General features: G+C 74.8%; 12 protein-coding genes. 2 read left to right on the plus strand and 10 right to left on the minus strand.

Features of this window, described 5'->3' with window-relative positions:
• Positions 1-7: 7 nt before the first annotated feature.
• The 5 genes from QSK45_RS32705 to QSK45_RS32725 form a co-directional block, all read right to left on the minus strand.
• Positions 8-754, minus strand: a complete 747-nt coding sequence (locus QSK45_RS32705) for a hypothetical protein (RefSeq protein WP_285562521.1) — start codon at positions 752-754, stop codon at positions 8-10.
• 19 nt (positions 755-773) lie between these two features.
• Positions 774-2,516, minus strand: a complete 1,743-nt coding sequence (recN, locus tag QSK45_RS32710) for a DNA repair protein RecN (protein ID WP_285562522.1) — start codon at positions 2,514-2,516, stop codon at positions 774-776.
• Between the two features lie 135 nt (positions 2,517-2,651).
• A complete protein-coding gene (locus QSK45_RS32715; RefSeq protein WP_285562523.1) occupies positions 2,652-3,554 on the minus strand; it encodes an NAD kinase in 903 nt (300 codons plus the stop codon).
• Positions 3,551-4,366, minus strand: a complete 816-nt coding sequence (locus QSK45_RS32720; RefSeq protein WP_285562524.1) for a TlyA family RNA methyltransferase — start codon at positions 4,364-4,366, stop codon at positions 3,551-3,553. Before QSK45_RS32720 ends, QSK45_RS32715 begins: the two co-directional genes overlap by 4 nt.
• Positions 4,367-4,399: 33 nt before the next feature.
• Positions 4,400-4,696 carry a hypothetical protein gene (locus tag QSK45_RS32725; RefSeq protein WP_285562525.1) on the minus strand — a complete coding sequence of 99 codons (297 nt, stop codon included), beginning with the start codon at positions 4,694-4,696 and terminating at the stop codon, positions 4,400-4,402.
• 42 nt (positions 4,697-4,738) lie between these two features.
• Here QSK45_RS32725 and QSK45_RS32730 point away from each other — a divergent pair, with 42 nt between their 5' ends.
• Positions 4,739-5,086, plus strand: a complete 348-nt coding sequence (locus tag QSK45_RS32730; RefSeq protein ID WP_285562526.1) for a sterol-binding protein — start codon at positions 4,739-4,741, stop codon at positions 5,084-5,086.
• Here the strand turns inward: QSK45_RS32730 and QSK45_RS32735 are convergent.
• The 4 genes from QSK45_RS32735 to QSK45_RS32750 form a co-directional block, all read right to left on the minus strand.
• Positions 5,070-5,918, minus strand: coding sequence for an ABC transporter ATP-binding protein (locus QSK45_RS32735; protein WP_285562527.1), 849 nt, complete (start codon positions 5,916-5,918; stop codon positions 5,070-5,072). The genes QSK45_RS32730 and QSK45_RS32735 overlap by 17 nt on opposite strands.
• Positions 5,915-6,961 carry a FecCD family ABC transporter permease gene (locus QSK45_RS32740; protein WP_285562528.1) on the minus strand — a complete coding sequence of 349 codons (1,047 nt, stop codon included), beginning with the start codon at positions 6,959-6,961 and terminating at the stop codon, positions 5,915-5,917. Before QSK45_RS32740 ends, QSK45_RS32735 begins: the two co-directional genes overlap by 4 nt.
• Complete coding sequence (locus QSK45_RS32745) at positions 6,958-8,001, minus strand: FecCD family ABC transporter permease (protein WP_285562529.1); 1,044 nt, start codon at positions 7,999-8,001, stop codon at positions 6,958-6,960. Before QSK45_RS32745 ends, QSK45_RS32740 begins: the two co-directional genes overlap by 4 nt.
• 87 nt (positions 8,002-8,088) lie before the next feature.
• Entirely contained in the window at positions 8,089-9,117 is a 1,029-nt protein-coding gene (locus QSK45_RS32750) for an HAD-IIA family hydrolase (RefSeq protein WP_285562530.1), read from the minus strand.
• Between the two features lie 68 nt (positions 9,118-9,185).
• Here QSK45_RS32750 and QSK45_RS32755 point away from each other — a divergent pair, with 68 nt between their 5' ends.
• Positions 9,186-10,469, plus strand: coding sequence for a DUF1015 domain-containing protein (locus tag QSK45_RS32755; RefSeq protein WP_285562531.1), 1,284 nt, complete (start codon positions 9,186-9,188; stop codon positions 10,467-10,469).
• A 95-nt stretch (positions 10,470-10,564) separates the two neighbouring features.
• Here QSK45_RS32755 and QSK45_RS32760 read toward each other — a convergent pair whose 3' ends face one another.
• Positions 10,565-11,338: a tetratricopeptide repeat protein gene (locus QSK45_RS32760; RefSeq protein ID WP_285562541.1), complete on the minus strand. Its 774-nt coding sequence runs from the start codon at positions 11,336-11,338 to the stop codon at positions 10,565-10,567.
• Positions 11,339-11,957 lie beyond the last annotated feature (619 nt).

Consider the following 11,957-nt stretch of genomic DNA (forward strand, 5'->3'; position numbering starts at 1 on the left):
CAGACGGTCACAGCGCCCGCGCCCACAGAGTGATCCGGTCCCCGTATACGGCGGCGGCCACGACAGCGACGGCGTGCGCGAGCAGCCCCGTGCGCCCGTTGCCCGCCACCACGGCCGCCCCCAGCGCGGCGCCGAGCGCGTGCGCCCCCGTGTCCCCGAGCATCGTCCGCTCGCCGGCGTCCTCGCGCAGCACGGCCGCCGCGCCGCCCATCGCGACGGCGGCCAGCTCCCCGCCGGCCCCATGGCGCGGCAGTCCCGGCGCGCCGAGCGCGAGGACCGCGCCGAGCGCCCGTCCCGGTCGTACGTCGACCAGGTTCACGAAGTGCGCCGCCCCCGCGACGACGACTCCGGCGAGCAGTCTGTCCAGCGGCCGCTCCTTCAGCAGCGCGCCCGCCACGAGGCCGGCCGCGGAGATACCGAACAACTTGACCGCTCCGCTGGTGACTTCGCCGTCGCGCAGGGCGCCGAGGTGGGCGCGCAGGCCGCGGCGGTGGTCGCCGGCCGCGTCGTCGTACGCCCCGCACGCCCCCGCCGCCAGCACGGCGAGCCCGGCCCCGGGGTGCACCCGCGCGGCGGCGACGGCCGTACCGACCGCCACCGCGGGACCGGCGTACAGCTCGACGGCCCGGCCCGCGTGGTTCTTCCGTTCCCAACGCGCCGGACCCCCGGGCGCCTTGGCGCGCAGCAGGGCGTAGCCGGCCCGGGTGAGCGCGGCGGACAGCAGGAAGGAGCGGGACTTTCGGGTGCCGGTCATCCCGACACCCTAAGTCCCGCTACTGGTCCGCCCGCGCCGTCGCCAGCAGTTCCTCCGCGTGGGCGCGGGCCGTCTCCGAGTCCTCCTGGCCCGCCAGCATCCGGGAGAGTTCACGGATGCGGTCCTCGCCCTCCAGGACCTTGACGCCGGAGCGGGTGACGGAGCCGTCGTTGGTCTTCTCGACCAGCAGCTGCCGGTCGGCGAAGGCGGCGACCTGGGGCAGGTGGGTGACGACGACGACCTGGGCGCTCTTGGCGAGCTTGGCCAGGCGGCGGCCGATCTCGACCGCGGCCTTGCCGCCGACGCCCGCGTCGACCTCGTCGAACAGGTACGTCGGCACCGGGTCCGTGCCCGCGAAGACGACCTCCACCGCGAGCATCACCCGGGACAGCTCACCGCCGGACGCGCCCTTGGCGATGGGCCGCGGCGGGGCGCCCGGGTGCGGGGCGAGCAGCAGCTCGACCTCGTCCACGCCCGAGGGGCCGTAGGCGACCGTACGCCCGCCGACCTCGACGCCCTCGGGGTCCTCGGTCTGCCGGATGTCGAAGGAGACACGCGCGTGCGGCATGGCCAGCGAGGCCAGTTCGGCGGTCACCGCGGCGGCGAACCGCTCGGCGGCCTCGGTACGGGCGTCGGTCAGCGCCTGGGCGAGGGCGCCCAGTTCGGTGCTCAGCGCGTCCCGCTCGGCGGTCAGCTCGGCGATCCGCTCGTCGTCGCCGTCCAGCTCGGTCAGCCGCGCGGCGCTCTGCTCGGCCCACGCGAGCACGGCGTTCACGTCGTCGCCGTACTTGCGGGTCAGCGCGTTGAGAGCGGCCCGGCGCTCCTCGACGGCGGCGAGCCGCAGCGGATCGGCGTCCAGGTCGTCGGCGTATCCGGCCAGCTCGCCGGCCACGTCCCCGAGCAGGATGCCGACCTCGCCGATCCGCTCGGCGAGCGCGGCCAGCGCCGGGTCGTGCGAGCGTACGGTCTCCAGGACCCGGTGGGCGCCCGCGACCAGTGCCTGGGCGTCGATACTCTCCGGGTCCTCCGGGTTGCCCGCGAGCGCGGCGTGCGCGGCCGTCGCGGCGGAGGACAGCGCCTCGGCGTGCCCCAGCCGCTCGGCCTCCTCGGCCAGCTCCACGTCCTCACCGGCGCGCGGCTCCACGGCGGCGATCTCGTCGAGGCCGTAGCGGAGCATGTCGGCTTCCTGCGCCCGCTCGCGCGCCCGCGTGGTGATCTCGTCCAGCTCGGTGGCGACGGCCCGCAGCCTGCGGTAGGCCTCGCCGTACTTGGCGAGCGGTACGGCGACCGCGTCGCCCGCGTACCGGTCCAGGGCCCCGCGCTGCCGGGACAGCTTCAGCAGCCCCTGCTGGTCGGTCTGCCCGTGCACGGCCACCAGGTCGTCGGCCAGCTCCGCGAGCAGCCCCACGGGCACGCTGCGCCCGCCCAGATGGGCCCGTGAGCGGCCTTCGGCGGAGACGGTACGGCTGATCAGCAGGGCGCCGTCGTCCAGCTCGGCCCCGGCCTCCTCGGCCCGTACGACGGCCGAGGAGGCCGCGGGGACGGCGATCCGCCCCTCCACGACCGCCTTGCCGGCCCCGATCCGCACGAGCGCCGGGTCGGCCCGCCCGCCGAGCAGCAGCCCCAGGCTGGTGACCACCATGGTCTTGCCCGCGCCCGTCTCACCGGTGACCGCGGTGAACCCCGGCGACAACTCGACGACGGCATCGTCGATGACCCCGAGCGACCGTATCCGCATCTCCTCCAACACGGAACAGACCATACGAGGTCCGGGGCGGCGAGCGCACATGCCCCGGCCCTTCCCACCCCGCGGAGCCTCCCGGCCCAGGGGGCGCGGGGAACCGCGCGACGAGCCGAGGCACCCGCACCCGCCGACGGGACGGATCCCCCGGCGTCGCTAGTGCGCGCCCCGCCACCCCGTCGTCGGCAGCGCGAACTTCGCCACCAGCCGGTCCGTGAACGACGAGTGGTGCAGCCGGGCCAACCGCACCGGCACCGCCCCCCGCCGCACCTCCACCCGCGCCCCCGGCGGCAGCTCGATCGTCCGCCGGCCGTCGCACCACAGCACCCCCGGCGGGACGTGCGGCAGCACCTCCACCGCCAGCACCGAGTCCGGCGACGTCACCAGCGGCTTCGCGAACAGGGCGTGCGCGCTGATCGGCACCATCAGCAGCGCCTCCACCTCGGGCCACACCACCGGCCCCCCGGCGGAGAACGCGTACGCGGTGGACCCGGTCGGCGTGGACAGCACCACCCCGTCGCAGCCGAACCCCGTCACCGGCCGCCCGTCGATCTCCAGCACGACTTCCAGCAGCTTCTCCGCGCCGGCCTTCTGCACGGCCGCCTCGTTCAGCGCCCAGTCGGTGTGCACGATGTCCCCGTTGCGGTGCACCACCACGTCGACGGTCATCCGCTCCTCGACCTCGTACGACCGCGCCACCACCCGGTCGACCACCCGATCGAGGTCATCGCGTTCCGCCTCCGCGAGGAACCCCACGCGCCCCAGGTTGACGCCGAGCATCGGCACCCCGGACGCGCGGGCGAACTCCGCGCCCCGCAGCAGCGTCCCGTCGCCGCCGAGCACGATCAGCAGCTCGCAGCCGTCGAGGCACGCCGGGGTCGCCTCCCGCACCAGCTCCACCTCGTCGGGGAGCGGCAGGTCACGCGCCTCCTCCTCCAGCACCCGCACACCGATGCCATGCCTCAGCAGCCCCTTGACGACGAGTTCCGCGCTGCGGATCGCCGCCGGCCGCCCGGTGTGGGCCAGCAGGAAAACAGTACGCGCCAGATTCTGTGTCAACGCGGCCCCTCCGCCACTGCACGCTCGACATCGGCCGGGTCCAGGCGGGGGGCGCCGGACCGCAGCCACAGGAAGTACTCGACGTTGCCCGAGGGGCCCGGCAGCGGACTCGCGGTGACCCCCCGCACCCCGAGTCCCAGCTCCCAGGCCTTCTCGGCCACCCCGCGCACGGCCTCCGCCCGCAGCTGCGGACTCCGTACGACGCCCCCGCTGCCGAGCCGTTCCTTACCCACCTCGAACTGCGGCTTGACCATCATCACGAGGTCGGCGTCCGGCTTCACGCACCGCTTCAGGGCGGGCAGCACCAGCCCGAGCGGGATGAAGGACAGATCGCCCACGACGAGATCCACAGGTTCCCCGTCGATCGCGTCGAGCGTCAACTCCCGTACGTTCGTACGGTCCTTGACGGTGACCCGGGCGTCGCTCTGCAAGGACCAGGCGAGCTGCCCGTAGCCGACGTCCACGGCGACGACATGGGCGGCGCCCGCGCGCAGCAGGACATCGGTGAAGCCGCCGGTGGACGCTCCGGCGTCCAGCGCCCGCCGCCCCTCGACCACGAGCCCCCGCGGTACGAAGGCGGCCAGCGCGCCGGCGAGCTTGTGGCCGCCCCGGGAGACGTAGTCGGGATCGCTGTCGTCGGCCTGGACCACGATCGCGGCGGCGGTCTCCACCTGTGTGGCCGGTTTGGTCGCCACGGTCTTGCCGACGGTGACCCGCCCCGCGGCGATCAGCTGGCTGGCGTGCTCGCGCGAGCGCGCGAGCTTCCGGCGGACCAGCTCCGCGTCCAGACGACGGCGTGCGACTCCTGCCACGTTCGGTTCAGCTCCTGCATCGTTGTGACGGCATCAAAAGGGGTGACCCGGAGGTCCCGGACGGGCGTCGAGCGCGGTGAGCGCGTCGCGCAGCCCCCGGTGTACATCCTCGTACACCTCGACATGTCCGTCGGTGGCGAGGTGGTCGGCATCGGCCAGCCGCGCCAGCCGGGCGTCGACCTCGGCGTCGCCGGTGGGGGTGCGCGGCAGGTTCAGGGGGGCCGGGGCCGCGGGGTCGCACTCGGGTGCGGCCACGACGGGGGGCTCGGACCGGGGCTCGGCCCGCTCGGCGGTCCCGGCGATCTCGGCCTCGGACACGGACTCGCTCATGCCCAGACGCTACATCGAACCGCTGGGGTACCGTCGGTGGCGATGGCCACGATCGAGGAGTGCCGCGCCGCGCTGCGCAGGCTTTCGGACAACATGGGGGCCGCCGAGGGTGACGTGCGCGCCGCCGCCGCGCTCGAACGCTCGGTGAGCTGCCACATCACCGACCTGGACGTCACCTTCGCCGGGCGGATGACCGGGGGCCGCCTGGACGTGCTCGAAACCCTGCCCGGACCCCCGCGCGAGCGGGCGCAGATCAGGCTGGCGATGGCCGGTGACGATCTGCTGGCCCTGGTGGACGGCGGGCTGCACTTCGCGACCGCCTGGGGCAGGGGCCGGGTGCGCCTGGAGGCGAGCCTGCTGGACCTGTTCCGGCTCAGGAAGCTGCTGTGACCCGCGCGGCGCGTGCCGTGCGGGCGGCCGGCACCACCAGCGGGGTGCCCGTCTGCGGGTCCGCGATGACCTGGCACTTCAGCCCGAACACGTGCTCGACCAGCTCGGCCGTGACGATGTCGCCGGGCGCGCCCTCGGCGATCACCTCGCCGCCGCGCAGCGCGATGAGGTGGGTGGCGTAGCGGGCCGCGTGGTTGAGGTCGTGCAGGACGGCGACGAGGGTGCGGCCCTGGGTCTCGTGCAGTTCGGCGCACAGGTCGAGGACGTCGATCTGGTGCTGGATGTCGAGATAGGTGGTGGGCTCGTCCAGGAGCAGCAGCGGGGTCTGCTGGGCGAGGGCCATCGCGATCCACACCCGCTGCCGCTGTCCGCCGGAGAGTTCGTCCACGCAGCGCTCGGCCAGCTCGGCGACCCCGGTCCGCCGCATGGCCTCCCGGACGACCCGCTCGTCCTCGGCCGACCACTGGCGCAGCAGGCCCTGGTGCGGATAGCGGCCCCGGCCGACCAGGTCGGCGACGGTGATGCCCTCGGGCGCGACGGCGGACTGCGGGAGCAGGCCGAGGGTGCGGGCGACCTGCTTGGCGGGCAGCGACCGGATGGCCCGCCCGTCCAGCAGGACGTTGCCCCGGCCGGGCTTCAGCATCCCGGACAGTGCCCGCAGCAGCGTGGACTTGCCGCACGCGTTGGGGCCGACGATCACCGTGAAGGAGTGGTCGGGGATCCGGACCGACAGCTGCTCGGCGATGACGCGCCGGTCGTAGGCGAGGGTGACGTGCTCGGCGGACAGGCGGTTCACGGTACTCCTGGGAGGGTTGGTGCCGGTGGCGTTCATATCCGGCCCGCCCGGCGCTCGGTGACCAGCAGCCACAGCAGATAGCCGCCGCCGAGGACGCCGGTGAGCACGCCGACGGGCAGCCGTCCCGCGCCGAAGAGGCGCTGCGCGGCCCAGTCGGCGGTGACCAGCAGGGCGGCGCCCATGCACAGGGAGGCCACCAGGTTGGGGCCGGGTGAGCGGGTGAGGCGGCGGGCGAGCTGGGGCGCGGTGAGGGCGACGAAGCCGACCGGTCCGGCGGCGGCGGTGGCGGCGGCGGTGAGCAGCACGGCGCCGACCATCAGCACCAGCCGCACGCGCTGCACCGGCACGCCGAGGGCGCCCGCGGTGTCGTCGCCCATCTCCAGCATCCGCAGGCCCCGGCCGTGGGCGAGGACCAGGGGGAGCAGCACGGCGAACAGCCCGAGCAGCGGCCACACCTGGTCCCAGTCGCGGCCGTCGAGCGAGCCGGTCATCCACACGACCGCGCGGGCCGCGTCGACCAGGTCCGCCTTGGTGAGCAGATAGCCGTTGACGGCGGTGACGACCGCGCAGACGCCGATGCCGACCAGGACCAGCCGGTACCCGTGCACACCCTGCTTCCAGGCGAGCAGATAGACGGCGAGTCCGGTGGCCAGGCCGCCGATCAGCGCGCCCAGGGTGACCTCGGCGGCGCCGCCGGACATCAGCACGATCACGACCAGCGCGCCCGCCGTCGCCCCCTGGGACAGGCCGAGCACGTCCGGACTGCCCAGCGGATTGCGGGAGACGGACTGGAACAGCGCGCCGCCGAGCCCGAGCGAGGCGCCGACCAGCAGTCCGACGAGGACCCGGGGCAGGCGCAGTTCACGGACGACGAAGCCCTGGTAGGCGTCGCCGTTCCCGGCGAGCGTCTTCAGGACGTCGGCCGCGGGGATCCTGGCGTCGCCGGTGCCGATCAGCGCGACGCCGGCGGCGAGCGCGGCGGCCAGCAGCAGGACGACGACGATCAGCGCACGCGGCTCCAGGCGCAGCGACAGCCCGCCCGGGAGGCGTACGGGACGGCTCCCGCGGTGTGTCCTCACAGCTGGGCCGTCCTCCGTCGTCGTACCAGAAAGATGAAGACCGGGCCGCCGATGACCGCGGTGACGATGCCCACCTGGAGCTCCGCCGGGCGGGCCACGACGCGGCCGACGACGTCGGCGCCGAGCAGCAGCACCGGCGCCAGGACGGCGGCGTACGGCAGGATCCAGCGCAGGTCGGGACCGGTGAAGGAGCGCACCGCGTGCGGGACCATCAGGCCGACGAAGACGACGGGGCCGCAGGCCGCGGTCGCGGCGCCGCACAGCACGGTGGCGGCGAGCATGGCCAGGGCGCGGGTGCGGCCGAGGTGGGCGCCGAGGGCGCGGGCGGTGTCGTCGCCCATCGCCACGGCGTTCAGCGGCCGGGCCAGCGCGAACGCGAGCAGGCCGCCCGCCGCGAGGAAGGGCAGCACCTGCACGATGGTCGGGCCGGACGCCGAGGCCAGCGAGCCCACCGTCCAGAAGCGCATCCGGCCCAGCGCTGCGTCGTCCATGATCATCACGGCCTGGAGGTAGCCGTACAGGGCCGCGCTGATCGCCGTACCGGCGAGGGCGAGGCGGACCGGGGTGGCGCCCCGGCTGCCGCCGAGGAACCACACCAGCGCGCCCACGGCCGCGGCGCCGAGGAAGGCGAACCACACATAGCCCCGCAGGCTGGTGACGCCGAAGAAGGAGATGGCGGTGACGACGGCCGCCGAGGCGCCGGCGTTGATGCCGAGCAGCCCGGGGTCGGCCAGCGGATTGCGGGTGAGCGCCTGGAGCACCGCGCCGGACAGGCCGAGCGCGGCGCCGGCCAGCAGCCCGAGCAGGGTGCGCGCGAGCCGCTCGTCCACGACGACGTCGCCGTACGTCCCCGAGCCGTGGAACAGGCCGTGCCAGACCTGGTCCGGGGAGAGCGCCTTGGCCCCGACGGCGAGGCTCGCCAGGGCGACCAGCACCAGGAGCGCGACGGAGAGCGACAGCCCAAGGGGCCGTGCCACCCGGCGGGTCGGGGGCGCGGGGACGCTCGCCGCGCGCGGTTCCGGAGGACTGTCGACCAACACGAGGTTAGGTTAGCCTATCCTCGCTTACGGTCGAGATCCCCGGGTGCGGAACGGCGTGAAAGGCCGCCCGCCGCGCGTGACGGCGGCTCAGAGTCCGAGCCGTGCCAGCGCCTTCCCCCCGTCCAGCTCGCAGGAGCCCTCCCCGGCCGCCGTCCACGCCGCCGCGCACAGCGCGCGCAGCCCGTCCAGGGCCTCGCCCTCGCCGCCCAGCTCCAGCCGGTCCGCCCCGGCCGACGCCGTCCACCCGCCGCACCGGAAGCCTTCACCCTCGCGGGTGATTTCCGGCTGCCCGGTGAGCAGCCCCCGCAGATCCGCGTCCACATACGTCGGCCGGTGCTCCGGCGTCGCGGCCAGCAGCCGGGCGCCGTCGGTGACCCCGGTCAGCACCAGCAGCGAGTCCACCCCGCCGTTGAACGCGCCCTCGATGTCGGTGTCCAGCCGGTCGCCGACCACCAGCGGCCGCCGCGCGCCGGTCCGGATGATCGTCTCCCGGTGCATGGGCGGCAGCGGCTTGCCCGCCACCTGCGGCTCCTTGCCCGTCGCGATCCGGACGACCTCCACCGCCGCCCCGTTGCCCGGCGCGATCCCGCGACCGCTGGGGATCGTCAGATCGGTGTTCGACGCGAACCACGGCACCCCGCGCGCCACCGCGTACGACGCCTCCGCGAACCGGCCCCAGGTCAGCTCGGGCCCCCCGTACCCCTGCACGACCGCCGCCGGGTCGTCGTCCGCCGACTCCACCGGCGTGAGGCCCCGCTCGCGCAGCGCCGCCCGCAGGCCCTCGCCGCCGATCACCAGCACCCGCGCCCCGGCCGGCACCTGCTCCGCGATCAGCCGCGCCACCGCCTGCGCCGAGGTGATGACGTCCTCGGCGACCGCCGGTATCCCCAGCTCGGTCAGGTGCTCGGCGACCGCCTGGGGCGTCCGCAGCGCGTTGTTGGTGACGTACGCCAGGTGCATCCCGCCCGCGCGGGCCCGCTCCAAGGAGCCGACGGCGTGCGCGATCGCGTTCCCGCCCGCGTACACCACCCCGTCGAGATCGAGCAGCGCCGTGTCGTACGCCTCGCTCAGGGGCCGTCCGCTCTCACCGGGCCCGGTCCTGACGCCCTGGCTCATATCCGCATCGCTCCTCGCTCGCTCGATTACCCCGATCATCCCGCATGCCGCTGACATACGATGCCGGGATGGACACTGCAGGTCACTCGGAAGCAATGGCGCGCCGGGGCCTGGAACTCACCCCGTTCCGCGGCCTTCGATACGACCCCGACCGGGTCGGCAGCCTGGCCTCCGTCACCTCCCCGCCGTACGACGTCGTGGTGCGGCCCGACGGGGTGCACCATCTCCAGTCGGCGGACCCCCACAACATCGTCCGGCTGATCCTTCCCGAGGCCCACACGCCCAGCGAACGCACCGAGCAGGCCGCCGACACGCTGCGCGGCTGGCTGGCCGAGGGCATCCTCGCCGCGGACCCCGAACCCGCCCTGTACGTCTACGAACAGAGCGACGGCGACGGCATGCTCCAGCGCGGTGTCATCGGCACCCTGCGGGTCTCCGATCCGTCCGAGGGCGTGGTGCTGCCGCACGAGGACGTCATGGCGCCGCTGGTCGCCGAACGCGCCGCCCTGATGCGCGCCACCCGTGCCAACCTGGAACCACTGCTGCTGAGCTACCGCGGCGACGGCACGGCCGCCGAGGTGGTCGAGCGCACCGCGGAGAAGCCGCCGCTGCTGGCCACGACCACCGAGGACGGCTTCCGGCACCGCCTGTGGGCGATCACCGACGCCGCCGACGTGGCCCGTATCCAGTCCGGTCTGGCCCAGCACCAGGCCCTGATCGCCGACGGCCACCACCGCTGGGCCACCTATCTGCGCCTGCGCGCCGAGCAGCCCGCGCCCGGCCCCTGGGACTACGGCCTGGTCCTGCTGGTCGACACGGCCCGCTACCCGCTGCGCGTGCGCGCCATCCACCGGCTCCTGCACGGCCTGCCGGTGGCGGACGCGCTGGCCGCGGTGGAGGGCCTGTTCCGGGTACGGCGCCTCCAGGTGCAGCTGACCGAGGCCCTGGCGGTGCTGGCGGACGCTTCCTGCGCGGGCAACGCCTTCCTGCTGGCCGGCGACGGCGCCTTCCACCTGCTCGACCGCCCGGACCCCGCGCTGCTGGCCCGCACCGTCCCGGCCGACCGCCCGGCCGCCTGGCGCTCCCTGGACGCCACGGTCCTGCACGCCGCCCTGCTGGAACACGTCTGGCACATCCCCGAGGACTCCCCCGCGCACATCGCCTACATCCACGACACGGCCGCGACCGTGGAAAAGGCGGAACGCGACGGCGGTACGGCCGTGCTGATGCACCCGGTGCGCGAGGAGGTCGTGCGCGACCTGGCCCGCCAGGGCGTCATGATGCCGCGCAAGTCGACGTCGTTCGGGCCGAAGCCGGCATCGGGGCTGGTGCTGCGGGCGCTGGAGATCTGAGCCTTCGGGCCGTCTCCCGGGCATACGGGAGTCCGGGCACGCGAAAGGGGGCGGGTTCCGTCGGGAACCCGCCCCCTTTCGCTCACCGGCCCGCGTCAGTCCTTGTCGGCGTCGGCGTCGGCGTCGCGCTCCTCGTCGGCGTCGCCGTCGCCGTCCAGCTCGTCGGCAGCGGCGGAGTCGCCCTCGCTCTCGTCCAGGGCGTCCACGAACTCCACGCCGTCCAGCTCGGCGAGCCGGTCGGAGGCGTCGGTGCTGCCGTCGCGGTCGGCCTCGACGGCCTTCGCGAACCACTCCCGCGCCTCGCCCTCCCGGCCGGCCGCGAGCAGGGCGTCGGCGTAGGCGTAGCGCAGCCGCGCGGTCCACGGCTGGACGGAGTTGGAGGCCAGCTCGGGGCTCTGCAGGGTCACGATGGCCGCGTCCAGCTGGCCCATGTCACGCCGGGCACCGGCAGCGACGAGCCGCATCTCGACCTGACCGGCCTTGTCCAGCTTGTGCACCTCGGGGGCGCCGGCCATGTCCAGCGCCTTCTCCGGCCGGCCGAGCCCGCGCTCGCAGTCGGCCATCACCGGCCACAGCTCCACGCTGCCGGTCATCCGGCGGGCGGCGCGGAACTCGGCGAGGGCCTCGCTGTACTTCTGGTTCGCGTACGCCGCGAAACCGCCGGCCTCGCGCACGGCGGCCACGCGGGACGCCAGGCGAAGGGCCACCTTGGAGTAGCCGTAGGCGCCCTCGGGGTCCTCGTCGATGAGCCGCGCGACCATCACCAGGTTGCGGGCGACGTCCTCGGCGAGCGTCTTCGGCAGGCTCTGCAGCTCCTGGCGGACGTCCTTGTCGATCTCCTCGCCGGTGACGTCCTCCGGGATCGGCAGCCGCTTGATCGGCTCCCGGTCGTGGTGGCGGTCCCGGTCGCGGTCCCGCTCGTCACGGAACCGGCCGCCGCCGCGGCGGTCGTCGCCCCGGCCGTCCCGCCCCCGGAAGCCACCGGGCCGCCCGCCGCGGTCGTCGCGGCGCGGGCCACGGTCGCGGTCGTCCCGCTGGAACGACGGACGCGAGGAACGCTCGCCCTCACGACGGTCGTCCCGACGGCCATAGCCGCCACCACGGTTGTCGTCACGACGGTCGTCACGACGGAAGCCGCCACGGTCGCCGCGGTCGTCGTCACGCCGGTACGACGGACGCTCGTCACGGCGGTCGTCACGCCGGCCGTAACCGCCACCGCGATTGTCGTCACGACGGTCGTCACGACGGAAGCCGCCACGGTCGCCGCGGTCGTCGTCCCGCCGGTACGACGGCCGGGAGTCGTCGCGACGGTAGGAGGGACGCTCGTCACGGCGGTCGTCACGGCGGAAGCCGCCACGGTCGCCGCGGTCGTCGCGGCGCGGGCCACGGTCACGGTCGTCCCGCTGGAACGACGGACGCGAGGAACGCTCGCCCTCACGACGGTCGTCCCGACGGCCGTAGCCGCCACCACGGTTGTCGTCACGACGG

Source organism: Streptomyces hygroscopicus subsp. hygroscopicus (assembly GCF_030269125.1).
GTDB lineage: Bacteria > Actinomycetota > Actinomycetes > Streptomycetales > Streptomycetaceae > Streptomyces > Streptomyces hygroscopicus_C.

Coding starts and splice junctions, on each gene's coding strand:
- QSK45_RS32705 (WP_285562521.1), bottom strand. CDS start 754: ATGACCGGCACCCGAAAGTCCCGCTCCTTCCTGCTGTCCGCCGCGCTC.
- recN (WP_285562522.1), bottom strand. CDS start 2,516: ATGGTCTGTTCCGTGTTGGAGGAGATGCGGATACGGTCGCTCGGGGTC.
- QSK45_RS32725 (WP_285562525.1), bottom strand. CDS start 4,696: ATGAGCGAGTCCGTGTCCGAGGCCGAGATCGCCGGGACCGCCGAGCGG.
- QSK45_RS32730 (WP_285562526.1), top strand. CDS start 4,739: ATGGCCACGATCGAGGAGTGCCGCGCCGCGCTGCGCAGGCTTTCGGAC.
- QSK45_RS32735 (WP_285562527.1), bottom strand. CDS start 5,918: ATGAACGCCACCGGCACCAACCCTCCCAGGAGTACCGTGAACCGCCTG.
- QSK45_RS32750 (WP_285562530.1), bottom strand. CDS start 9,117: ATGAGCCAGGGCGTCAGGACCGGGCCCGGTGAGAGCGGACGGCCCCTG.
- QSK45_RS32755 (WP_285562531.1), top strand. CDS start 9,186: ATGGACACTGCAGGTCACTCGGAAGCAATGGCGCGCCGGGGCCTGGAA.